Below are 19,722 nucleotides of genomic sequence, written 5' to 3' on the forward strand. Positions count from 1 at the left end.
GCGCGCCATGAGCATCGTCGAGAAGATCCCCTGCACCATCGTCACCGGCTTCCTCGGGGCCGGCAAGACGACCCTGGTGCGTCATGTGGTGGAGAACGCGAAGGGCGCGAAGCTCGCCATCATCGTCAACGAGTTCGGCGATATCGGCTTCGACGGCTCCTTCCTCGCCTCCTGCGGCATCGAGGGCTGCGACGAGAATTCGGTGGTCGAACTGCCGAACGGCTGCATCTGCTGCACCGTGGCCGACGATTTCGTGCCCGCCCTGACCAAGCTCCTCGACCGGCCGGAGCCCCCGCAGCACATCCTGATCGAGACCTCCGGCCTCGCCCTGCCCAAGCCCCTGGTCCAGGCCTTCCAGTGGCCGGCGATCCGCTCCCGCGTCACCGTCGACGGCGTCGTCGCCGTGGTGGACGGGCCGGCGGTGGCCTCCGGCCAGTTCGCCGAAGATCCGGATGCGCTCGCCAATCAGCGCGCCGCCGACACGGCGGTCGACCACGACAACCCGCTGGAGGAGGTCTTCGAGGACCAGCTCCTCTGCGCCGACCTCGTGGTCGTCAACAAGGCCGACCTGATCGACGCGGAGGCTCGCGGCAAGGTGCGCGCCGAGATCGAGGGACACCTGCCCCGCGCCGTGAAGCTCGTCGAGACCGAGCACGGCCGCATCGATCCCCGCGTGCTGCTCGGCCTCGCCGCGGCGGCCGAGGATGATCTCGAGGCCCGCCCCTCCCATCACGGCGAGGACCACGACCACGACGATTTCGAATCGGTGGCGCTCCCCGTCTCCGCGACCGCGACCCCGGACGACCTCGCCGCCCGCGTCGCCAAGGCCGCCGAGACCGAGGGCGTGCTGCGCATCAAGGGCTTCGTGGAGGTGACCGGCAAGCCGATGCGCCTCGTGGTGCAGGGCGTCGGCCGCCGCATCGCCCACCATTACGACCGTCCCTGGAAGAACAGCGAGCCTCGGGACGGGCGCCTCGTGGTGATCGGCCTCAAGGGCTTCGACCGGGCGGCAGTCGCGGCAGCCCTGGCGGGCTAGTTCGGCCCCTCGCCTCGCCGGCCCGCCGCGCGCTATGATGGCAGCGGATCCGACATGCTGAACCGCGCCCCCCAACCCATGAGCGTCGAGGCCTTCTTCGCCGGGCAGGAACGTCCAGCGGAGCTCTTCGAACGCGCGGGCGGCGCATCCGGCCAGGGTGCCTGAGCGAGCGCCATGCACCTGATCCGCGTCGATACGGTCTCCCTCGACGAGGGCGAGGCGGCCATCGATCTCGGGCAGACGCCCGGCGATCTCGTCGTCCTGTCCTTCACCGACACCGACCTGTCCGGCCTCGCCGCCGCCCATGCCGCGGAGATTGGCCTGCCGGCCCTGCGGCTCGCCAAGCTCGCGCAACTGCGCCACCCGATGTCGGTGGACCTCTATGTCGACGGGGTGATCGCACGGGCGAAAGTGGTGCTGATCCGCTGCCTCGGCGGCCTCGACTACTGGCGCTACGGCATCGAGCGCGCCGCCCAGGCCTGCCGGGCCCACGGAGTGAAGCTCGCCGTGCTGCCCGGCGACGAGCGGCCGGACGAGCGGCTCGCAGCCTTCTGCACCCTGCCGCCCGAGACCCTCGCCGCCTTCGACACCTATTTCCGCGCGGGCGGCCACGACAATCTGCGCCAGCTCCTGCGCCGCATGGCCGCCGAGGCCGGGCAGGCGATCGAGGCCGCGCCGCCCAAAGCGCTGCCGCGGGGCTTCGCCTGGTGCCCCGCCTGCGGCGCGATGGAGCTGGAAACCGCGCTTTCCGCCGCGGGGCCCGGGCCCCGCGCGCTCCTTCTCGTCTACCGCTCGGCGGTGCTCGCCGGCGACACCGCCCCCGCTGTTGCCCTGGTCGCCGCCCTGCGCCAACGGGGCATCGGCACGGTGGCGCTCGCCGTCTCGAGCTTGAAGGATCCGGAGGCCGTTACCGCGGTGCGCGCCGCGATCGCCGCCGGGCGGCCGGACGTGATCGTGGCGGCGACCGCCTTCTCGGCGCGGGAGGATGCGGGTTTCGTGCTCGATGCCGCCGATTGTCCGGTGCTGCAGGCCTACACGATCGGCGCCGCGCGCACGGCCTGGCAGGCTTCCGCCCGCGGCATGAACGCCGCCGACCTCGCCATGCAGGTCGCCCTGCCGGAATTCGACGGAAGGCTCTCGGGCTTCCCGATCTCGTTCAAGGAGGAAGCGCCCGCGGTCGAGGGCTTTTCCGAACGCCGGGCCGTGCCCGATCCCGCCGGGATCGACGCCCTCGCCGACCGCGCGGCGGCCTGGATCCGCCTCGCCCGTCTGCCGCGCAGCGCGCGACGGCTCGCCCTCGTGCTGTCGGACTATCCGGCCCGCGCAGGCCGGGCCGGCTACGCCGTCGGCCTCGACACGCCCGAGAGCGCCCGCGCCATCGCGCAGGACCTCGCCGCAGCGGGCTACGCCGCCGGGCCGCTGCCGGAGGCGCCCGCGCTGATGGCGGCGCTGACCGAGGCTCCGCCGACCTTCACCGTTTCGCTCGCCGCCTACGAGGCCTGGTTCGCCGGCCTGCCGGAGGCCTCGCGGGACACGCTCATCGCGCAATGGGGACCCCCTCAGGAGGATCCCCTCTGCCGCGACGGCGCCTTCCGGTTCCGGATGCTGCGGGCGGATCCCGCGTCCCCCCGCGCGGGAGAGGGACACCTCAGCCTCTTCCTCCAGCCCGATCGCGGGCGGGCGGCGGACCGCAAGGCGGGCTACCACGATCCGGACGCGCCGCCGACGCACGCCTATCTCGCCTTCCATCTCGGCCTGCGGGAGAAGTTCGACGCGCTGATCCAGCTCGGCACCCACGGCACCACCGAGTGGCTGCCGGGCAAGGCCGTGGCGCTCTCGCCGGAATGCTGGCCTTCCCGCGCCGTCGGCTCGCTGCCGGTCGTTTATCCCTTCGTCGTCGACGATCCCGGCGAGGCCGCGCCCCTGAAGCGCCGGCTCGGCGGGGTGGCCCTCGGCCACCTGACCCCGGAGGTCGAGGCCGCCGGCCTGACGCCGCAGGCGGCGGCCCTGCGCGAGCTGGTGGAGGAATATTCCGCCGCGAGCGTGCTGGACCCGCGCCGGGCGGCGCTCATCGCCGAGGCGATCCTCGACGAGGCCGCCTCCGCCGGGCTGATGGACAGCGCCGGCATCCCCGCCGGTACGCCGATGGCCGATGCGCTGACGGCCCTCGACGCGCATCTCTGCGACCTCGGCGAGACGCCCTTCCGCGACGGGCTCCACGTCTTCGGCCGCGCCGGAGATGGCGCGGACGCCCTGCGTCAAGCCTGCGCCGAGGCGGAGCGAAAGAACCTCCTCGCAGCGCTCGACGGTCGCTTCGTGCCCCCCGGCCCCGCCGGCTCGCCCTCGCGCGGGCGGGCCGACGTGATGCCCACGGGGCGCAACCTCACCACCCTCGACCCACGCAGCCTGCCGACCCGCGCCGCGACCCTGCTCGGCGCCAAGGCGGCGGAGGCCGTGGTGCGGCGCTACCTGCAGGACGAGGGCGAGTACCCGGCCCGCATCGTCATGGATCTCTGGGCCTCCCCGACCCTGCGCACCGGCGGCGAGGACGTGGCCCATGCCCTGGCGCTGATGGGCGTGCGCCCGGTCTGGGACCATGCCTCGACCCGTGTCACGGGCTTCGAGGTGCTGCCGCTGGCCCTGCTCGACCGGCCGCGCATCGATGTGACCTGCCGTATCTCCGGCGCCTTCCGCGACACCTTCCCCGAGACCCTGGCCCTGCTCGACCACGCCGCTCGGGCGGTCGCCGCCCGCGAGGGGGAGGAGGATGCCGAGAACCCGCTGGCCGCCGCCCGGCGCCGGGGGGAGTCGGTCTCGCGCATCTACGGCGCGGCGCCCGGCCGCTACGGCGCCGGCACGGCGGGGCTCGCCCTCGACGGCGCCTGGGAGAGCCGCGACGATCTCGGCCGCGCCTATCTCGCGGCGACGAGCCATGCCTATGGCGGCCGCGCAGAGGGGGAGGATGCGGGCTTCGCCGCCCGGGTCGCCCAGGCCGACGCCTATCTCCACGCCTTCGACGTGGCCGAGCGCGATCTCCTCGACGGCGATGCCGCCGCCGACGCCATGGGCGGTTTTTCCGCCGCCGCCGCAACCACCGGCGCCAAGCCGGCCCTCTACAGCCTGGACGTGTCGAACCCCGAGACGCCTCGCGCCCGCACCGCCCGGGAGGACGTCGCCCGCCTGATCAACGGCCGGCTCGCCTCGCCTCGCTGGATCGCGGCGCAGCTGCGCCACGGCTATCGCGGCGCGCAGGAACTCGCGCAGGGCATGGATGCGGTCTTCGTGCTGGCCGCCGCGACGCCCGCCGTGAGCCATGCCGATCTCGACCGGCTCTACGGCGCCTGGATCGCCGACGCGCAGGTCTTCGAGGCCCTGCACGCCGCCAACCCCGCCGCGGCCCGGGCCATCCTGGAGCGTTTCGACGCGTTGCGCGCCCGCGGCCTCTGGCAAAGCCGGCGCAACGCCCTGCCCGTCGACGCCCTGCTGCCGGCGGCCGAATGAGCGGGCGCCGCATCCTGCCCGAGGGCGCCAGACGGGGCTGGTGCCCCTCCCTCGCCCGGCCCATGCCGACCGGGGACGGCCTGCTCGCCCGGGTGCATCCGCCGCTCGGCCGCCTCACCCCGGCCCAGGCCCGGGCCGTGGCCGAAGGCGCGCGCCGCCACGGCAACGGGAACATCGACATCACCGCCCGCGGCAACCTGCAGATCCGCGGCGTCACGCCGGAGAGCGGCCCCGCCCTCGCCTGCCTGCTGGACGGGGCGGGCCTCGGGGATGTTCGCGACGATGGCGGCCCGCAGCGGCTGACCCTGACGAGCCCGCTCGCCGGCCACGACGCCAGCGAGCGCATCGATGTGCCGGCCCTCGCCCGCGCCGTCGAAGCCATCGGCCTCACCATAAGTCGTTTGCCGGCTAAAACTTTGGTGGCGATCGAGGGGGGCGGGCGCTTCGGGCTGGCCGGGCTGGAGGCTGACTTTACGCTTCGGGCGACCCGGCCCGGCTTCGCGGCCCTGGGCTGCGCGGCTCCGGAGGGGCTTGCCTGGACGCGGGAGCAGGCGGCGATCCAGATGCCCGGCCTGCTCGGCCTCGCCCTCTGCGTCTTCGCGGAAAGCGGCGCCCGCCGGATGCGCGACCTCGACGACGACGCCCGCGCGCGGGTGATCGCCGCGGCGGGCGGCGCGGGACCGGCCCCGGACGATGCGGCCGAGCCGCCGCCGCAGCCCGGCCGCGCCTTCCTGTCCCGCAGCCGCAGCGCCGTGGTGGTCGAGGCGCCCTTCGGCCGCTGCGACGCGGCGGGCTTTGAGCGGCTCGCCGATCTCGCCGGGACCACCGAGCTACGGCTGAGCCCGAGCCGCGGGGTCTGCCTCGTCACCTCCGCGGCGCAGGCCGCCGGCCTCCTCGCCGCGCTCGCGGAAGCCGGCTTCGTGACCCGCGCCGACGATCCCCGCCGCGCGGTCGCCGCCTGCCCCGGCGCCCCGGCCTGCGCCTCCGGCACGACGCCGGTGCCGGACCACGCCGCCCGGCTCGCCGGCGCTTTCGCAGATTTCGCGACTGGCGGCCTCACCGCCCATGTCTCCGGCTGCGCCAAGGGCTGCGCCCATCCCGGCCCCGCCGACCTCACCCTCGTCGGACGGGAGGGCGCCTACGACATCGTCCTCGGCGGAAGGCCCGATGCGGAGCCGGCCATACGTCTGACTTTCGAGGCGGCGCTGGACCGCGTAAGGAGAGCGCAAACAGGGGGTGTATCCGCCCCGGGGGCAACCGCCTCGGCCGCGCTGCGGCAGGCGTTTCAGGACGATGGGACATGAGTGCGCGGCTCGACTACCTGCGCGATGGCGGTGCGATCTACGCCCGCTCCTTCGCGATGATCCGCGCCGAGGCCGACCTCGCCCGCTTCGAGGGCGCGGCCGAGCGGGTGGTGGTGCGGATGATCCATGCCTGCGGCATGACCGACCTGCCCCGCGACGTGGAGGTCTCCGCCGATTTCGCCACCGCCGGCGAGGCCGCCCTCAAGGCCGGCGCGCCGATCCTGTGCGACGTGCGCATGGTCGCCGACGGCGTCACCCGCAGCCGGCTGCCCGCGAACAACCCCGTCCTCTGCACCCTGGGCGATCCCCGCGTGCCCGATCTCGCCAAAGCCATGGGCACCACCCGCTCGGCCGCGGCGATGGAATTGTGGCGCGAGCACCTGCCGGGCAGCGTCGTGGCGGTCGGCAATGCCCCGACCTCCCTGTTCCGCCTGCTCGAACTCCTCGACGAGGGCGTCGGCGCCCCGGCGGCGGTGATCGGCATCCCGGTCGGCTTCGTCGGTGCGGCGGAATCGAAGGAAGCGCTGGCGAAGGACGGGCGCGTGCCCTTCGTCGTGGTGCATGGCCGCCGCGGCGGCAGCGCCATGGCGGCCGCCGCCGTCAACGCGCTCGCGAGCGAGGTCGAGTGATGGAGGCGAGCGAGCGCTTCGAGCCGGTCTTGAGCGAAGCCGATGCGGGCGGAGCCGCCCCGCTCCTCGCCCGGACCGGGACGCTCTACGGCGTCGGCATGGGGCCGGGCGATCCCGACTACCTCACCCTGAAGGCCCTTCGGGTGCTGGAGCGGGCGCCGCTGCTCGTGCACTTCTGCAAGAAGGGCAAGCGCGGCAACGCCCGCACCATCGCCGACGCCCTGGTGCGCGATCCGGCCCGGGAATTCCCCCTGGTCTATCCCTACACGACCGAGCTTCCGCCGGACCACGCGGACTACGTCTCCGCGCTGGCCGCCTTCTACGACGACGCCGCGGGCAAGCTCGCCGACCATCTCGGCGCCGGCCGCGACGTGGCGATCCTGTCGGAGGGCGACCCCTTCTTCTACGGCTCGTTCATGCATCTGTGGCGGCGGCTCAAGGAGCGCTTTCCCGTCGAGGTGATCCCCGGCGTCACCGGCATGTCCGGCTGCTGGACGCGGGCCAACACCCCGATCACCTGGGGCGACGACGTGCTCACCGTGCTGCCGGCGACCCTGTCGCCGGAGGCGCTCGCCGCGCAGCTCCGGGGCACCGACGCCGCGGTGATCATGAAGCTCGGCCGCCACCTGCCGAAGGTCCGCGCCGCCCTGGCGGAGGCGGGCCTGCTCGCCCGCGCGATCTATGTCGAGCGCGGCACCATGGCGGGGGAGACCATCGTCCCGCTCGCCGAGAAGGCGGACGATTCCGCCCCCTATTTCTCGATGGTGCTGGTGCCCGGCGAAGGCCGGCGCCCCTGAGTTTCGCGCCCATGACCGGTTCGCTCACCATCGTCGGCCTCGGGCCGGGCGATCCGCGCCTGCTGACGCTTGCCGCGCAGGACGCCCTCGACCAGGCGCAGGACCTGATCGGCTACATCCCCTATGTCGCCCGCGTCCCGGAGCGGCCGGGGCTGACGCGCCACGCCACCGACAACCGCGTCGAGGTCGACCGGGCGCGCCACGCCCTCGAACTCGCGGCCTCCGGCCGGCGGGTCGCGGTGGTCTCGGGCGGGGATCCCGGCGTCTTCGCCATGGCCGCGGCGGTGTTCGAGGCGGTGGAGAACGGCGAGCCCGCCTGGCGCGACCTGCCGATCCGGGTCGAGCCCGGCATCACCGCCATGCTCGCCGCCGCCGCCCGCCTCGGGGCGCCGCTCGGCGGCGATTTCTGCGCGCTCTCGCTCTCCGACAACCTCAAGCCCTGGGAGACGATCCTCGCCCGCCTCGAGGCGGTTTTGCGGGCCGATCTCGTGGTGGCGCTCTACAACCCGATCTCGAAGGCGCGGCCCTGGCAGCTCGGCAAGGCGCTGGACCTCGCCGCCGGCCTGCGCCCGGCCGACACCCCCGTGATCCTCGCCCGCGCCGTGACACGGCCGGACGAGACTTTGCGGGTGCTGACGCTGGATGAAGCCCGCACCGCCCCCGCCGACATGGCGACCATGGTCATCATCGGGGCGACCGGCACCCGCTTGATCCCCCGCAGCGAGGGATTGCCCTTCGTCTACACGCTGCGCAGCGTGGCCGGGTCGGGCAGCGCGTAGCTCTTCTGCTCCCGCAGGAGCGAGCCCGCCGCCACGTCGATGCGCCGCTTCAGCGCCGCGCGGCGGTCGTTGAGGCGGTAGACGGAGCGGGCGGCCTCGACGAAATCCGCATCGAAGCGGCCCTCCGCCTCGCGGGACCGGAGCTCGTCCTCGACCTGCCAGAGGGCGCCGTTCACGTCCCTGAGCAGCTCGAGGACGGCGCGCGTCTCCGTGGAGGCCGTCTCGAAGGCCGGCGTCGCGGTCAGGAGCTTCAGCTCGTCGCGGACATAGCGGAGCTTGTCCGGGTCGTGGATCCGCTCGGACTTGATCTGGAGGATGCTGATCTTGTCGATCAGCTCGCCCAGGGAACAGGGCACCATCGGCAGGGAGACCGGCCCGGAGACGATGCCGGCCGCCCGGCGGGCGAGCGCCGCATGGATCGCGGCGAAGACGCTCGCCCAATCCCCCGGCCGCTCCTGCCGGAACAGACGCAGGCTCGGATACCAGGGGCAGTCCTCGCCGGTGAGCAGCCAGCGCCAGTCCGGCACGTGGCTGAGGGCCAGCCAGACCGGGCGGCCCAGGGCCCCGGCGAGATGGGCGATGGCCGAATCCGAGGTCACGACGAGGTCGAGGCTCATCAGCACCGCGGCAGTGTCGAGGAAGGCCCCCTCCGCGTCCAGGGGCTCGGGCAAGCGCTCGACGAGGCTCGCCGGCACCGCCTTGAGCTGGTCGAGGCCCGGCCCGCGCTGCAGGCTGATGAGCCGCACGCCGGGCAGGCCGGCGAGGGTGAGGAAATGCGCGAGCGGGATCGAGCGCCGGCTGTCGTGCCGGAACTGCGGATTGCCCTGCCAGGCGATGCCGACCCGGAAGCCCCGCTCCCCGATCACCCCGGCCCAGCGGGCGATTCCCTCGACGCCGACGCGCAGATAGGGCGCCGCCCCCAGGCTCCCGGCCTCGAGGCCGAGCCGGTGCGGCAGGCTGAGGAGGGAGACGTGGTAGTCGTAGGGACCCTCGCCCTCCCCTTCCCCGACCAGGGTGCAATGCTCGGCGAGCGGCGCGAGCAGCGGATGCAGGGTTACCGGCACCTGGAAGGTGACGCGGGCGCCCCGCGCCGCGAGCGCCGGCAGGAAGCGGACGAACTGGAAGGTGTCGCCGAAGCCCTGTTCCGCGCTCACGAGCAGGCGCTTGCCGGAGAGGTCTTCCCCCTGCCAAGTCGGGCAGCCGGAGGGCCGCGGCGGCTCGGCCCCCTGGAGGCGCGCCTCGTAATCGGCGAAGCCCGCGGCATAGTCCCCGGCGAGCAGGCGGCACATCCCGCGGTCGACGAGCAGCACCGGGTCCCCCGGCCGCAGGGCGAGGGCCTGCGTGAAGGCCGCGACCGCTTCCTCCAGCCGGTGCAGGTCGCACAGGGCCTTGGCGCGGTTCGACCAGGCATCCGCGCGCTGCGCGTCGAGGGCCAGGGCTGCGTCGTAGCTCGCGAGCGCCGCCTCGACCCGGCCGGCCTCGTGCAGCAGCACGCCCCGGTTCAGCCAGGTCTCCGCATCGTCGGCGCGCAGGGTGACGACCTGGTCGTAGGCGGCGAGGGCGTCCTCCCAACGCCCGAGCCGGTGCAGGACGAGGCCGAGCAGGGCGAGGGCGTCGAGATCCTCGGAATCGCGATGCAGGGCCCGGGTCAGGTAGCCGAGGGCATCGGAGAGGCCGCCGAGCCGCAGGGCGGTGCGGGCGTAGCCGAGCCAGCCGGGCTCCTCCGCCTCTTCCAGGGAGACCGCCCGGGCGAGGCTCGCCCGCGCCTCGGCCAGCAGGCCGCAGCCTTCCAGCGCCGCGCTCAGGTTGCTCCAGACCTGGGGCGAGGCGGGCTCGTGGCGGGCTGCGGCATCGAGCCAGGGCACGGCGGCCTCCGGCCGGCCGAGCGCCATCATCACCACGCCCGCGAGAGTGCAGCCGGCACCGTCGGAGCCCAGCGCCTGCCGATGCGCCTCGACCAGCCGCCCGGCCTCGGCCGTCTGCCCGGCGAGGTAGAGATCCTTGATGTCCCGATAGGCCGTCATCACCCGATTCCCTGCCGCAGCCGCTCCAGAGCAGCCTGCGCATCCGCCACCCACGGCACCGCCGGCACGGGGGGCCGGCGCACCACCACCACGGGCAGCCCGAGATCGCGCGCCGCCTCGATCTTGGCGTAGGTGGCCGCGCCCCCCGAATTCTTGGTGACCATCACCGCGATGCCGGCCTCGCGCAGGAAGCGCGTCTCCGCCGCCCGGTCGAAGGGCCCGCGCGCCGCGATCGCCTGCAACTGCGGCAGAGCCACCCCGGCGGGATCGATGCTGCGCACAAAATAACGATGCTGCGGCGCAGCAAGAAAGGCCGAGACCTCCTGCCGCCCGATGGTGAGGAAGACGTTTCGCGGCGTCTCGCCCAGCGCCGCGGCGGCCCCGGCCATGTCGTCCACCTCGGTCCAGTCGTCTTCCGGCTGCCTGTTCCAGGCCGGCCTCCGGATCGCCAGCAGGGGCACGCCCGCCGCCGCGCAGGCCTCCGCGGCGTTGCGGGAGATCCGCGCGGCGAAGGGATGGGTCGCATCGACCACCTGCCCGATCCCCTCGGCGACGAGATACTCGGCGAGCCCCTGCGCCCCGCCGAACCCGCCGATGCGGGTGGGCACCGGCAAGGGCCGGGGCCGAGCCGTGCGGCCGGCGAGCGACAGGGTCGGCGCGAAATGCGCCGCGAGCGGCGCGAGGCCGGCGGCCAGGGCGCTCGCCTCGGTGGTGCCGCCGAGGATCAGGATGCGCTGGGGATGCGCGCCTCGCCCCGCCTTGTCCTGTCCGTTCCCCATTCGTACACCTGTTGCGCCGACGGCCCCGCGATAGCACGGCCGTGGCGAGGATCGAGCCTTGTTCCCGTTCTGCCGCGATTGCCTGACGGAACAGCCGGCCGGCGCGCAGCGCTGCCGTGCCTGCGGCTCGCCGCGGCTCCTGCACCATCCCGCCCGCGACCGACTCGCGATCGCGCATGTCGATTGCGACGCCTTCTACGCCACCATCGAGAAGCGCGACGACCCCGCCTTGCGGGACCGGCCGCTGATCATCGGCGGGGGCAAGCGCGGCGTGGTCGCCACCGCCTGCTACCTCGCGCGGATCGACGGCGTGCGCTCGGCCATGCCGATGTTCAAGGCGCTCAAGCTCTGCCCGCAGGCGGTGGTGCTGCGGCCGGACATGGAGAAATACGCCAAGGTCGGCCGCGCGGTGCGGGCGATGATGCTCGACCTGACCCCCGCCGTGGAGCCGGTCTCGATCGACGAGGCCTTCCTCGACCTCTCGGGCACCGCGCGGCTGCACGGGGCGAGCCCGGCCGTGACCCTGGCCCGGTTCGCCGCGCGGGTGGAGCGGGAGATCGGCATCACGGTCTCGGTGGGGCTCTCGGCCAACAAGTTCCTGGCCAAGATCGCGAGCGACCTCGACAAGCCGCGGGGCTTCTCGATCATCGCCCCGGAGGAGGCGCGGGACTTCCTCGCCGACCGGCCGGTGGGCATCCTGCCGGGCATCGGCGGTGCGGCGCAGGAGCGGCTGGCGAGCCTGGGCATCCGCCGGGTCGGCGACATCGCCCGCGCCGATCCGAAGCGGCTTCACGCCGCCCTGGGGCGGGAGGCGGAGCGCCTGATCGCCCTGGCCGAGGGTCGCGACGGCCGCCCGGTGAAGACGAGCCGGGAGGCCAAGACCGTCTCCGCCGAGACGACCTTCTCCGCCGATATCGCCGATTTCGCGGAGTTGCGGCCGATCCTGTGGCGACTCTGCGAGAAGGTCTCGGGCCGGCTCAAGAAGGCGGGCCTCGCCGCCGGCAGCGTGACCCTGAAGCTGAAGGACGAGTCCTTCCGCCTGCGCACCCGCACCCGCGGCGGCCTGAGCCCGACGCAGCTGGCCGACCGCCTCTTCCGGGAGGGGGAGCCGATGCTGCGCGAGGCCTGCGACGGCACCCGCTTCCGGCTGATCGGCATCGGCGGGGGCGATCTCTGCGCCGCGATCCATGCCGACTGGGGCGACCTCGTCGACACCAGCGTCGCCGCCGTGGCGCGGCGGGAGGCAGCCCTCGACAAGGTCCGCGAACGCTTCGGCGCCGCGGCCGTGCAGCGGGGCCTCGGCTTCAGGCCGGCGGAACGGGGCTGAGGGACGCGGCGAAGAGCGGGAGCGCGGGCCGATGGGCGGCCTCGTGGGCGAGCAGCCAGCGCTTGCGCGCGATCCCGCCGCCATAGCCGGTCAGCGTGCCGTCGGCGCCGATCACCCGGTGGCAGGGCACGACGAGGCTGATCGGATTCTGCCCGTTGGCGAGCCCCACCGCCCGGGCCGCGCCCGGCAGGCCGAGACGGGCGGCGAGAGCGCCGTAGCTGCGGGTCTGCCCGGCCGGAATCTCCCGCAGGGCCGCCCAGACCCGCTTCTGGAAGGGCGAGCCGCCGCCATCGATCGGGATCCGGTCGAGGGCCGCGAGCTCCCCGTCGAAATAGGCCTGCAGGCCGGCGCGGAGGCCGAGGGCGTCGCCCCCTGCGCGCAGCGACACCGCCGCTCCGAAGCGGCGCTGGAGGAGCCGCGTCAGCCGCGCGTCGGGCGCGCCGAAATCGAGGGCGAAGAGCCGTGCCCCGTCATGGACGGCGTGGACCGAGCCGATCGGCCCGGGACCCTCGAAGCTCAGGAGGCGCAGCTCTGCGGTCATCGGGGGATCCACTCCGGGGGCGTGCCCCCGGAGTGGCGGTTGTCCTGCCGGCGGTCAATCGCCGACGATCTTGCCGTCCGGCCCGACCTTGATCTCGCGGGTGGTGTCGGCGAGGGCCACGGAGATGTCGTAGCGCACCGCCGAGCCGTCCCGCTTCACCTCCGCCTCGTAGGCCTTGCCGCCGCCGGCCTGCTTCTCGGCGATGGCGAGGGCGTCCTTGAGCGAGGTCGAGGCCTTCTGGAAATCGGCGGGCTTCAGCCGGGTGAAGTAGCGCTCGATCGGCTGGTTCTCGGTCTTGTAGAGTTTGCCCGTGTCGGCATCGATCCCGTACTCGACGAGCTTGCCGTCCGGATAGACGACCTTGATCGCGTAATGGGCCGGGTTCTTGCCGTCCGCGCGCTCGAAATCGGCTTCGATGGCGCGGCCCTTGTCGCCCTGACTCTCGGCGGTGGTCAGCGCCTGGGCGAGGCTGGTCTTGGCAAGGGCCGCGGCCTGGAATTCCTTGAGGTCCTTGCCGGTCTGGGTGGCGCCGGTCGTCGCGGGCCGGTCGCCGGCGGGCTGCTCCGCCGCGGCCGCGAGGCCGGTGCTCAGGGCCAGAGCGGCGGTCGCCAGGGTCAATCGCTTCATCATCGTCGCCTCCTCGATCCGGTTGCGTGTCGGGTCGTGGAAACGTCGTCGCGGAATTTCCGTTTCATGGGCAGTGGCGCGGCGCGTCGTCGGGGAGCCCTTGGCCGACGTGAACTCACTCGATGCCGATACCCTGAGTCTCGGCGCGATCCTGGTCCGCCTGGGCGCGGCGACCCTCTGCGGCCTGCTGCTCGGACTGGAGCGGGAATGGCGGGGCAAGGATGCGGGCATCCGCACCCATGCCCTCGTCGCCCTCAGCGCCGCGCTGATCACCACCTCCGCGCTGAGCCTCTATGCCCAGGTGCGCGCGCAGGGGGGCGATGCCGACCCGCTGCGGGTGATCCAGGGCCTCGCCCAGGCGATCGGCTTCATCGCCGCCGGCACGATTTTCGTGGCGAAAAGCGACGTGAAGAACCTCACCACGGCGGCGAGCGTCTGGTTCTCGGCCTCGGCCGGCATCGTGGCCGGCGCGGCGCAGTTCCGCCTGCTCGCGGCCGCCATGGCGTTCGCCGCGGGGATCCACCTGCTGCTCACGCTGCTGGACAAGGCGGGCCTGACGCCGCGCCACCACGATCGGCCGGATTGAGCGCCCCTACCGCCCGCACTCGCCCTCGGCCTTGGGATCGGCCTTGGTGAGCTCGATGCTCTTCAGGTCGCCGTCGATGGAGAAGTCGCCGTAATCGAGATGCAGGGCGCCGCTGACGCCGTTCTCGTAGAGGTCGAAGGTCAGGGTGTAGACGGGGGTGCGCTCCCCCTCCCCCGGGGTGAAGTAGCTCAGCGTCACGGGCCAGCGCCGCATGCTGGCGAGCGGGCCCTCGCGCAGGGGCTTGTCCCGGTCGGCCTTGGCCGCGGCCGGCTGGGCCGAGGGCCGGCCGATCACCGCCAGGGTGTCGTAGACCTTGCGGCCGTCGTCGGAGCCGTCGAACACCTTCACGCCGAGGGTGGTCTCCCCGGCCCGCGCCGCCTCGACGAGGCGCCGCATGTGGCGGCTCGGGAACAGCACCTCGCCCGAGGCGCCGAACTGGTCGCGCTTGGGCTCCTTGAGCTTCACCTTCATGCCCTCGGCCGAGCGGTCGGCGGTGCCGTCCACCGCGGGCGTCGGCACGCCGTTGAGGATCGTCACGGTCTTGAAGCGGAAGCTATCGCCCTCGCCGCTCTCGTAGGTGGTGTTGCGCAGGTCCGAGGTGCGGTCGCCGCTCTCGCTGGAGGAGAGCATCGTCACCTGCCGCGTCTGCATCGTGTAGCCCCGGCAGGCATCGCCCGAGAAATCGAGCACGATGCGCCCGCGGGCGCTCTCCACCGCGCGGGTGCCGGAACTGCCGGCCAGGGACAGGTCGTAGACCGCCTTGTGGTTGGCGAGCCGCACCGGCGGCTCGCCGGCGGGCGGTGCGGTCTGTCCGGGAGGCGCCGCCAGGGCGGCGTTCACCGTGAGGAGCAGGCAGAGCGGGGCAAGGCGCATGCGGGCGTTCCCGAGGCTGTCCGGCGAACCCGGGCAGGCCCGGGCTCGGTCGCGCCCAACATAGGCAATCGTCGGCGCCGGGCAATGCGAGCGCTCGCAATCCCGGCAGGCGCACGGGGCGCGCCGCGGACGAGCCCCGACCGACCCGGCAAGCTGGCCAAACGACGGGGATCAAAAGACTTTCTATCTGAAGAGCATATTCTCGATATTTACAACTAATACTAGCATTTCCCGGAGATGAGGCTGCATCGCGGCATTGGCGGTGGAAACAGGACGGCGGGGCCGCTCGACTCTTGCACCGGCCTCACGGGCTCCTGTAGGCTCCGCTTCATCGCCGGGGGGAGACCCGGCGGGCATCACCGACAGGTTCGGACTGCCCGGCCGCCGGCACCACCGGGCGAGGCGGCGCGGGCACCGGCCGCGGGAACGAGACGACGTGGAGGGGCCATGAGCGAGGCGGTTCCGAGCTGGACGGACGAGCGCGTCGAGCTTCTGCGTCGGCTGTGGGAGGACGGTCTGAGCGCCAGCCAGATCGCCTCGCAGATCGGCGGGATCTCGCGCAATGCCGTGATCGGCAAGGTGCATCGCCTCGGCCTCGCCGGCCGGGTGAAGCCCACGGGCCCCACCCAGGCCGCCCCCCGCAAGAAGTCCGGCGCGGAGAGCGAGGAGACCCTGCCCATCGCCGCCGTGGTGGAGGAGGTGGTCCTGCCCGAGCCGCCGGCCATCGTGACCCATCGCCCGGCCCCAGATTTCCCGATCGTTCCGCCCCCGGCGGCGCCCGAGCCCGCGGTGATCGCGGTGTCCCAGCGCGTCACCATCATGGAGCTGCGGGAATCCATGTGCCGCTGGCCGATGGGCGACCCGACCTCGCCGGAATTCCGCTTCTGCGGCGCCCGCTCGATCACCGGCCTGCCCTATTGCACGCAGCACGCCCAGATCGCCTACCAGCCGGCGGCCGAGCGCAAGCGCGACCGTCGCGTGGCGGGCTTCCGCTGACGCGCGCCCGACCGGGCACAGGCGGCTGACAGGCGGGCTCCGGCCCGCCTTTTCGTTTCGGGGTGCCGCCTTGCACCCGGCAAGCCTCGCCTTTCGGATAGGGCGCACTAAGGTTTCCCGCGAGGCAACGACCTCACCCGCATCGGGGCAGGATGTCCGGGACGGCCCGGCCTTCGCAAGGAGAGCCGGACCATGGCCTGGTTCATTCTGTTCGCCGCCGGGATCCTGGAGGTCGTCTGGGCCTTCACGATGAAGCAATCCGCGGGCTTCACGAAGCCGGTGCCGGCCCTCGTCACCCTGGTCGCGATGGTCGCGAGCGTGGTGCTTCTCTCGATCGCGATGCGCAGCCTGCCCCTCGGCACGGCCTATACGGTCTGGACCGGCATCGGCGCGGTGGGCGCCTTCCTCGTCGGCATCCTCGTGCTCGGCGAGCCGGCGAATGCCCCGCGCGTCATCGCCGCCCTGCTCATCGTCAGCGGCCTCGTGATGATGAAGCTGTCCTCGGACGCGTGAGCCGGCGGGCGCTCGAAACGCCCCACCGCTCTCGCGAAAAACCCCTCAGCCGCCCGCGAACATCTCGTCGAAGGAATAGCCCGATCCGCGCACGGTGCGGATCGGGTCGGTCTGGCGCGGACGGTTGATGGCCTTGCGCAGGCGGCCGACATGCACGTCGACGGTGCGCTCGTCGATATAGACGTCGTGGCCCCAGACCCCGTCGAGGAGCTGTTCCCGGGAAAAGACCCGGCCGGGGCTCTGCATCAGGTATTCGAGCAGCTTGAACTCGGTCGGCCCGAGATGGATCTCGCGGCCCTGGCGGCGGATGCGGTGGCTCACCCGGTCGAGCTCGATGTCGCCGGCCACCAGCGTGTCGGCGAGATGGGCGGGCTTGGCCCGGCGCAGCAGCGCCCGCACCCGCGCCAGCAGCTCCGGCACCGAGAAGGGCTTGACGATGTAGTCGTCCGCCCCGGTGGAGAGGCCGCGCACCCGGTCGCCCTCCTCCCCCCGGGCGGTGAGCATGATCACCGGCAAGCGTTCGGTCTCGCGGCGGGCGCGGATGCGGCGGCACAGCTCGATGCCCGACAGGCCCGGCAGCATCCAGTCGAGCAGGATCAGGTCGGGGATCTGCTCGCGCAGCAGCAGGTCCGCCTCGTCGCCCCGCGCGGCGTGGTCGACGGCGAAGCCCTCGGCCTCGAGGTTGTAGCGCAGGAGCGTGGTGAGGGCTTCCTCGTCCTCGACGATCAGGATCCGGGCGCTCGTCATGGGTGCCTCTTGGAACGCGTCCCAACGAGGCGGAGGCCGGTGCACGTCGGGAAGCGGACTGTACAAAGACTGGAGCCGCCGCCCGACGGATGCGGGCGGCGGCTCGCGACAGGAAGGGTCAGGCGGCGCCGGGCTGAACGGTGGCGTAGTTCGAGGCGTCGTTCTTCGGGCGCTCGCCGGCCGGAGTCTCGCCGGTGACGAGATACTCGATGGTCTCGGCGATGTTGGTGGTGTGGTCGCCGATGCGCTCGACGTTCTTGGCGCAGAACAGGAGATGCGTGCAGAACGAGATGTTGCGCGGATCCTCCATCATGTAGGTCAGGAGTTCCCGGAACAGCGAGTTGTAGAGCGCATCGATCGCGCTGTCGCGCTGCCACACGTCGTGGGCGGCCGAGACGTCCCGGGTGCCGTAGGCGTCGAGCACGTCCTTGAGCTGCTCTTGGACGAGGTCGCTCATGTGCTGGACGCCCAGCACGATCTTCTGCGGCTGGGTCTGGTCGCCGATGGCGACGACCCGCTTGGCGATGTTCTTGGCGAGGTCGCCGATGCGCTCCAGATCGCCGGCGACGCGGATGCCCGAGATGGTCTCGCGCAGGTCGATGGCCAGGGGCTGGCGGCGGGCGATGAGGAGCACCGAGCGCTCCTCGATCTCACGCTGGAGCGTGTCGAGCCGCTTGTCGGCGGTGATGACGGCCTGGGCCAGCGCCGTATCCCGGCGCACCAGCGCCTCGGTCGCGTCGGTCATCATCTTCTCGGCGACGCCGCCCATCTCCGAGATGGCCCGGCGCAGGTCCTCGAGATCCTGGTCGTAGGAGCTGACGATATGTTCTGACATCTGTTGGACTCCAGGATCGGGCCGCTCCGCGCGGCCCCGGCGGAAGGATCTCGTCTCAGCCGAAGCGGCCGGTGATGTAGTCCTGGGTCTGACGCTTGTCGGGGTTCATGAAGATCTTCGTCGTCGGGCCGAACTCGATCAGCTCGCCGAGATACATGAACGCCGTGAACTGCGAGATGCGGGCGGCCTGCTGCATGTTGTGCGTCACGATCACGATCGTGAACTCGTTGCGCAGCTGGTCGATCAGCTCCTCGATGCGGCCGGTGGAGATCGGGTCGAGGGCCGAGGTGGGCTCGTCGAACAGGATCACCTCCGGACGCTGGGCCACGGAGCGGGCGATGCAGAGGCGCTGCTGCTGGCCGCCGGAGAGGCCCATGCCGGACTGCTTGAGCTTGTCCTTGACCTCCTCCCAGAGGGCGGACTTGCGTAGGGCGTCCTCGACGCGGCCGTCGAGCTCGGATTTGGGCAGCTTCTCGTAGAGGCGCAGGCCGAAGGCGACGTTGTCGTAGATCGACATCGGGAAGGGCGTCGGCTTCTGGAACACCATGCCGATACGGGCCCGCAGTTCGTTCAGGTCGACCTTCGGATCGAGGATGTTCTGGCCGTCGACCAGGATCTGCCCCTCGGCCCGCTGCTCGGGGTAGAGGCTGTAGATACGGTTGAAGGTGCGCAGCAGGGTCGACTTCCCGCAGCCGGACGGACCGATCAGCGCCGTGACCTGCCGGTCGTGGAAGTTGAGGTTGATGCCCTTCAGGCCGTGGAACTGGCCGTAATAGAAGTTCAGGTCCTTCACGGCGATGCGGATCGGCGCCTTGTCGTCGGCGGGCGCGCGGTTGTTCATCTGGCTGCGAAGGGCGGGGGAGACGCTCATGGAGGCTCGTCCTTGACTGGATAGGCTCGGGGGCGCGCGCGGTTCAGCGCGCCCGCTGGTCCTTGACGACGAAGCGCGCGGTGATCGACAGCGCGAGGATGGTGACGGTGATGAGCAGCGCACCGGCCCAGGCGAGGCTTTGCCAGTTGCCGTAGGGCGAGAGCGCGAACTGGTAGATCATCACCGGCAGGTTCGCGACGCCGCCCATCAGGTCGGCCCGGAACCAGTTGTTGTTGTTGAGCGCCGTGAACAGCAGCGGCGCGGTCTCGCCGGCGATGCGGGCGAGCGCCAGGATCACGCCGGTGACGATGCCCGCGGAGGCCGCGCGCCAGGTCACGCTGGTGATGACCTTGGACATCGGCGCGCCGAGGGCGGCGCCGGCCTCGCGCAGCGAGCCCGGAACGAGGCGCAGCATGTCCTCGGTGGTGCGCACGATCACCGGCGTCGCGATGATCGCCAGGGCCACGCCGCCGGCCCAGCCGGAATAGGAGCCCATCGGCCGCACCATCAGGGTGTAGACGAACAGGCCGATCAGGATCGAGGGCGCCGAGAGCAGGATGTCGTTGAGGAAGCGGATCACGTTGGCGAGCTGCGAGTTCCGGCCGTACTCGGCGAGGTAGGTGCCCGCCATCACGCCGACCGGCGTGGCGACCGCGATGCCGATCGTCGTCAGGATCAGGCTGCCGAGGATCGCGTTGGCGATGCCGCCGCCCTCGGTGCCGGGGCCGGGCGTCGGGTGCGTCAGGAGCGAGAGCGAGAAGCCCTCGAGCCCCTTCCAGATCAGCATGATCAGGATCGAGCCGAGCACCACGGCGCCGATGGCCGTGGCCAGGGTGCAGGAGGTGCGCAGCAGCCGGTCGGCGACCCGCCGGCTCGGCCGGACGCGGGAGCCGCGGGGGACGGAAGCCGCCTCGGCCGAGGCGTAGGGATTGGTGGCGTCCATGGAGAGCGCTCCCG

The 19,722-nt window shown here is 72.5% G+C and carries 19 protein-coding genes; 10 read left to right on the plus strand and 9 right to left on the minus strand.

Features of this window, described 5'->3' with window-relative positions; genetic code table 11:
* Positions 1 to 7 precede the first annotated feature (7 nt).
* The 6 genes from cobW to cobJ all read left to right on the plus strand — a co-directional run bounded on the left by cobW (position 8) and on the right by cobJ (position 8,046).
* The gene (cobW, locus tag MFF21_RS05735) at positions 8 to 1,036 is read left to right on the plus strand and encodes a cobalamin biosynthesis protein CobW (RefSeq protein ID WP_238310262.1); all 1,029 of its coding nucleotides are present in this window, start codon (positions 8 to 10) and stop codon (positions 1,034 to 1,036) included.
* 174 nt (positions 1,037 to 1,210) lie between these two features.
* Positions 1,211 to 4,537, plus strand: coding sequence for a cobaltochelatase subunit CobN (gene cobN, locus MFF21_RS05740; RefSeq protein WP_238310263.1), 3,327 nt, complete (start codon positions 1,211 to 1,213; stop codon positions 4,535 to 4,537).
* A complete protein-coding gene (locus MFF21_RS05745; RefSeq protein WP_238310264.1) occupies positions 4,534 to 5,841 on the plus strand; it encodes a ferredoxin-like domain-containing protein in 1,308 nt (435 codons plus the stop codon). The genes cobN and MFF21_RS05745 overlap by 4 nt, the downstream gene beginning before the upstream one ends.
* The gene (locus tag MFF21_RS05750; protein ID WP_238310265.1) at positions 5,838 to 6,470 is read left to right on the plus strand and encodes a precorrin-8X methylmutase; all 633 of its coding nucleotides are present in this window, start codon (positions 5,838 to 5,840) and stop codon (positions 6,468 to 6,470) included. Before MFF21_RS05745 ends, MFF21_RS05750 begins: the two co-directional genes overlap by 4 nt.
* Positions 6,470 to 7,267 (plus strand): precorrin-2 C(20)-methyltransferase, encoded by a 798-nt coding sequence (locus MFF21_RS05755; protein WP_283206507.1) that lies wholly within the window; start codon positions 6,470 to 6,472, stop codon positions 7,265 to 7,267. The genes MFF21_RS05750 and MFF21_RS05755 overlap by 1 nt, the downstream gene beginning before the upstream one ends.
* 11 nt (positions 7,268 to 7,278) lie before the next feature.
* A complete protein-coding gene (gene cobJ, locus MFF21_RS05760; protein WP_238310266.1) occupies positions 7,279 to 8,046 on the plus strand; it encodes a precorrin-3B C(17)-methyltransferase in 768 nt (255 codons plus the stop codon).
* Here cobJ and MFF21_RS05765 read toward each other — a convergent pair.
* Both MFF21_RS05765 and MFF21_RS05770 read right to left on the minus strand, forming a co-directional pair.
* Positions 8,007 to 10,070 (minus strand): DUF6165 family protein, encoded by a 2,064-nt coding sequence (locus MFF21_RS05765; RefSeq protein ID WP_238310267.1) that lies wholly within the window; start codon positions 10,068 to 10,070, stop codon positions 8,007 to 8,009. The genes cobJ and MFF21_RS05765 overlap by 40 nt on opposite strands.
* Complete coding sequence (locus MFF21_RS05770; protein WP_238310268.1) at positions 10,070 to 10,849, minus strand: cobalt-precorrin-6A reductase; 780 nt, start codon at positions 10,847 to 10,849, stop codon at positions 10,070 to 10,072. The genes MFF21_RS05765 and MFF21_RS05770 overlap by 1 nt, the downstream gene beginning before the upstream one ends.
* Positions 10,850 to 10,907: 58 nt before the next feature.
* Here MFF21_RS05770 and MFF21_RS05775 point away from each other — a divergent pair, with 58 nt between their 5' ends.
* Complete coding sequence (locus tag MFF21_RS05775) at positions 10,908 to 12,176, plus strand: DNA polymerase IV (protein ID WP_238310269.1); 1,269 nt, start codon at positions 10,908 to 10,910, stop codon at positions 12,174 to 12,176.
* Here the strand turns inward: MFF21_RS05775 and MFF21_RS23950 are convergent.
* Positions 12,154 to 12,717 carry a methylated-DNA--[protein]-cysteine S-methyltransferase gene (locus tag MFF21_RS23950; RefSeq protein ID WP_283206508.1) on the minus strand — a complete coding sequence of 188 codons (564 nt, stop codon included), beginning with the start codon at positions 12,715 to 12,717 and terminating at the stop codon, positions 12,154 to 12,156. The genes MFF21_RS05775 and MFF21_RS23950 overlap by 23 nt on opposite strands.
* 54 nt (positions 12,718 to 12,771) lie before the next feature.
* Entirely contained in the window at positions 12,772 to 13,347 is a 576-nt protein-coding gene (locus MFF21_RS05785; protein ID WP_238310270.1) for a PepSY domain-containing protein, read from the minus strand.
* Positions 13,348 to 13,453: 106 nt separating this feature from the next.
* Here MFF21_RS05785 and MFF21_RS05790 point away from each other — a divergent pair, with 106 nt between their 5' ends.
* A complete protein-coding gene (locus MFF21_RS05790; protein WP_238310271.1) occupies positions 13,454 to 13,930 on the plus strand; it encodes an MgtC/SapB family protein in 477 nt (158 codons plus the stop codon).
* Positions 13,931 to 13,936: 6 nt separating this feature from the next.
* Here MFF21_RS05790 and MFF21_RS05795 read toward each other — a convergent pair whose 3' ends face one another.
* A complete protein-coding gene (locus MFF21_RS05795) occupies positions 13,937 to 14,803 on the minus strand; it encodes a cell envelope integrity EipB family protein (RefSeq protein WP_238310272.1) in 867 nt (288 codons plus the stop codon).
* A gap of 447 nt (positions 14,804 to 15,250) precedes the next feature.
* On the opposite strand from MFF21_RS05795, the gene MFF21_RS05800 reads away from it, so the two are divergent.
* Both MFF21_RS05800 and MFF21_RS05805 read left to right on the plus strand, forming a co-directional pair.
* The gene (locus MFF21_RS05800) at positions 15,251 to 15,799 is read left to right on the plus strand and encodes a GcrA family cell cycle regulator (RefSeq protein ID WP_238310273.1); all 549 of its coding nucleotides are present in this window, start codon (positions 15,251 to 15,253) and stop codon (positions 15,797 to 15,799) included.
* 192 nt (positions 15,800 to 15,991) lie between these two features.
* Complete coding sequence (locus MFF21_RS05805; protein WP_238310274.1) at positions 15,992 to 16,312, plus strand: DMT family transporter; 321 nt, start codon at positions 15,992 to 15,994, stop codon at positions 16,310 to 16,312.
* 45 nt (positions 16,313 to 16,357) lie between these two features.
* Here the strand turns inward: MFF21_RS05805 and phoB are convergent, their stop codons facing one another.
* The 4 genes from phoB to pstA form a co-directional block, all read right to left on the minus strand.
* Positions 16,358 to 17,059 carry a phosphate regulon transcriptional regulator PhoB gene (gene phoB / locus MFF21_RS05810; protein ID WP_238310275.1) on the minus strand — a complete coding sequence of 234 codons (702 nt, stop codon included), beginning with the start codon at positions 17,057 to 17,059 and terminating at the stop codon, positions 16,358 to 16,360.
* Between the two features lie 118 nt (positions 17,060 to 17,177).
* Positions 17,178 to 17,894: a phosphate signaling complex protein PhoU gene (gene phoU, locus MFF21_RS05815; RefSeq protein WP_238310276.1), complete on the minus strand. Its 717-nt coding sequence runs from the start codon at positions 17,892 to 17,894 to the stop codon at positions 17,178 to 17,180.
* A gap of 55 nt (positions 17,895 to 17,949) precedes the next feature.
* The gene (gene pstB, locus MFF21_RS05820; protein WP_238310277.1) at positions 17,950 to 18,765 is read right to left on the minus strand and encodes a phosphate ABC transporter ATP-binding protein PstB; all 816 of its coding nucleotides are present in this window, start codon (positions 18,763 to 18,765) and stop codon (positions 17,950 to 17,952) included.
* 43 nt (positions 18,766 to 18,808) lie between these two features.
* The gene (gene pstA, locus MFF21_RS05825; RefSeq protein WP_238310278.1) at positions 18,809 to 19,708 is read right to left on the minus strand and encodes a phosphate ABC transporter permease PstA; all 900 of its coding nucleotides are present in this window, start codon (positions 19,706 to 19,708) and stop codon (positions 18,809 to 18,811) included.
* Positions 19,709 to 19,722 lie beyond the last annotated feature (14 nt).

This window comes from Methylobacterium organophilum (assembly GCF_022179465.1).
Classification (GTDB): Bacteria; Pseudomonadota; Alphaproteobacteria; order Rhizobiales; family Beijerinckiaceae; genus Methylobacterium; species Methylobacterium organophilum.

Excerpts from the sequence above, each read along its gene's own strand:
- cobW (WP_238310262.1), top strand. The coding sequence starts at position 8 with ATGAGCATCGTCGAGAAGATCCCCTGCACCATCGTCACCGGCTTCCTC.
- cobN (WP_238310263.1), top strand. The coding sequence starts at position 1,211 with ATGCACCTGATCCGCGTCGATACGGTCTCCCTCGACGAGGGCGAGGCG.
- MFF21_RS05745 (WP_238310264.1), top strand. The coding sequence starts at position 4,534 with ATGAGCGGGCGCCGCATCCTGCCCGAGGGCGCCAGACGGGGCTGGTGC.
- MFF21_RS05750 (WP_238310265.1), top strand. The coding sequence starts at position 5,838 with ATGAGTGCGCGGCTCGACTACCTGCGCGATGGCGGTGCGATCTACGCC.
- MFF21_RS05755 (WP_283206507.1), top strand. The coding sequence starts at position 6,470 with ATGGAGGCGAGCGAGCGCTTCGAGCCGGTCTTGAGCGAAGCCGATGCG.
- cobJ (WP_238310266.1), top strand. The coding sequence starts at position 7,279 with ATGACCGGTTCGCTCACCATCGTCGGCCTCGGGCCGGGCGATCCGCGC.
- MFF21_RS05765 (WP_238310267.1), bottom strand. The coding sequence starts at position 10,070 with ATGACGGCCTATCGGGACATCAAGGATCTCTACCTCGCCGGGCAGACG.
- MFF21_RS05770 (WP_238310268.1), bottom strand. The coding sequence starts at position 10,849 with ATGGGGAACGGACAGGACAAGGCGGGGCGAGGCGCGCATCCCCAGCGC.
- MFF21_RS23950 (WP_283206508.1), bottom strand. The coding sequence starts at position 12,717 with ATGACCGCAGAGCTGCGCCTCCTGAGCTTCGAGGGTCCCGGGCCGATC.
- MFF21_RS05785 (WP_238310270.1), bottom strand. The coding sequence starts at position 13,347 with ATGATGAAGCGATTGACCCTGGCGACCGCCGCTCTGGCCCTGAGCACC.
- MFF21_RS05795 (WP_238310272.1), bottom strand. The coding sequence starts at position 14,803 with ATGCGCCTTGCCCCGCTCTGCCTGCTCCTCACGGTGAACGCCGCCCTG.
- MFF21_RS05800 (WP_238310273.1), top strand. The coding sequence starts at position 15,251 with ATGAGCGAGGCGGTTCCGAGCTGGACGGACGAGCGCGTCGAGCTTCTG.
- MFF21_RS05805 (WP_238310274.1), top strand. The coding sequence starts at position 15,992 with ATGGCCTGGTTCATTCTGTTCGCCGCCGGGATCCTGGAGGTCGTCTGG.
- phoB (WP_238310275.1), bottom strand. The coding sequence starts at position 17,059 with ATGACGAGCGCCCGGATCCTGATCGTCGAGGACGAGGAAGCCCTCACC.
- phoU (WP_238310276.1), bottom strand. The coding sequence starts at position 17,894 with ATGTCAGAACATATCGTCAGCTCCTACGACCAGGATCTCGAGGACCTG.
- pstB (WP_238310277.1), bottom strand. The coding sequence starts at position 18,765 with ATGAGCGTCTCCCCCGCCCTTCGCAGCCAGATGAACAACCGCGCGCCC.
- pstA (WP_238310278.1), bottom strand. The coding sequence starts at position 19,708 with ATGGACGCCACCAATCCCTACGCCTCGGCCGAGGCGGCTTCCGTCCCC.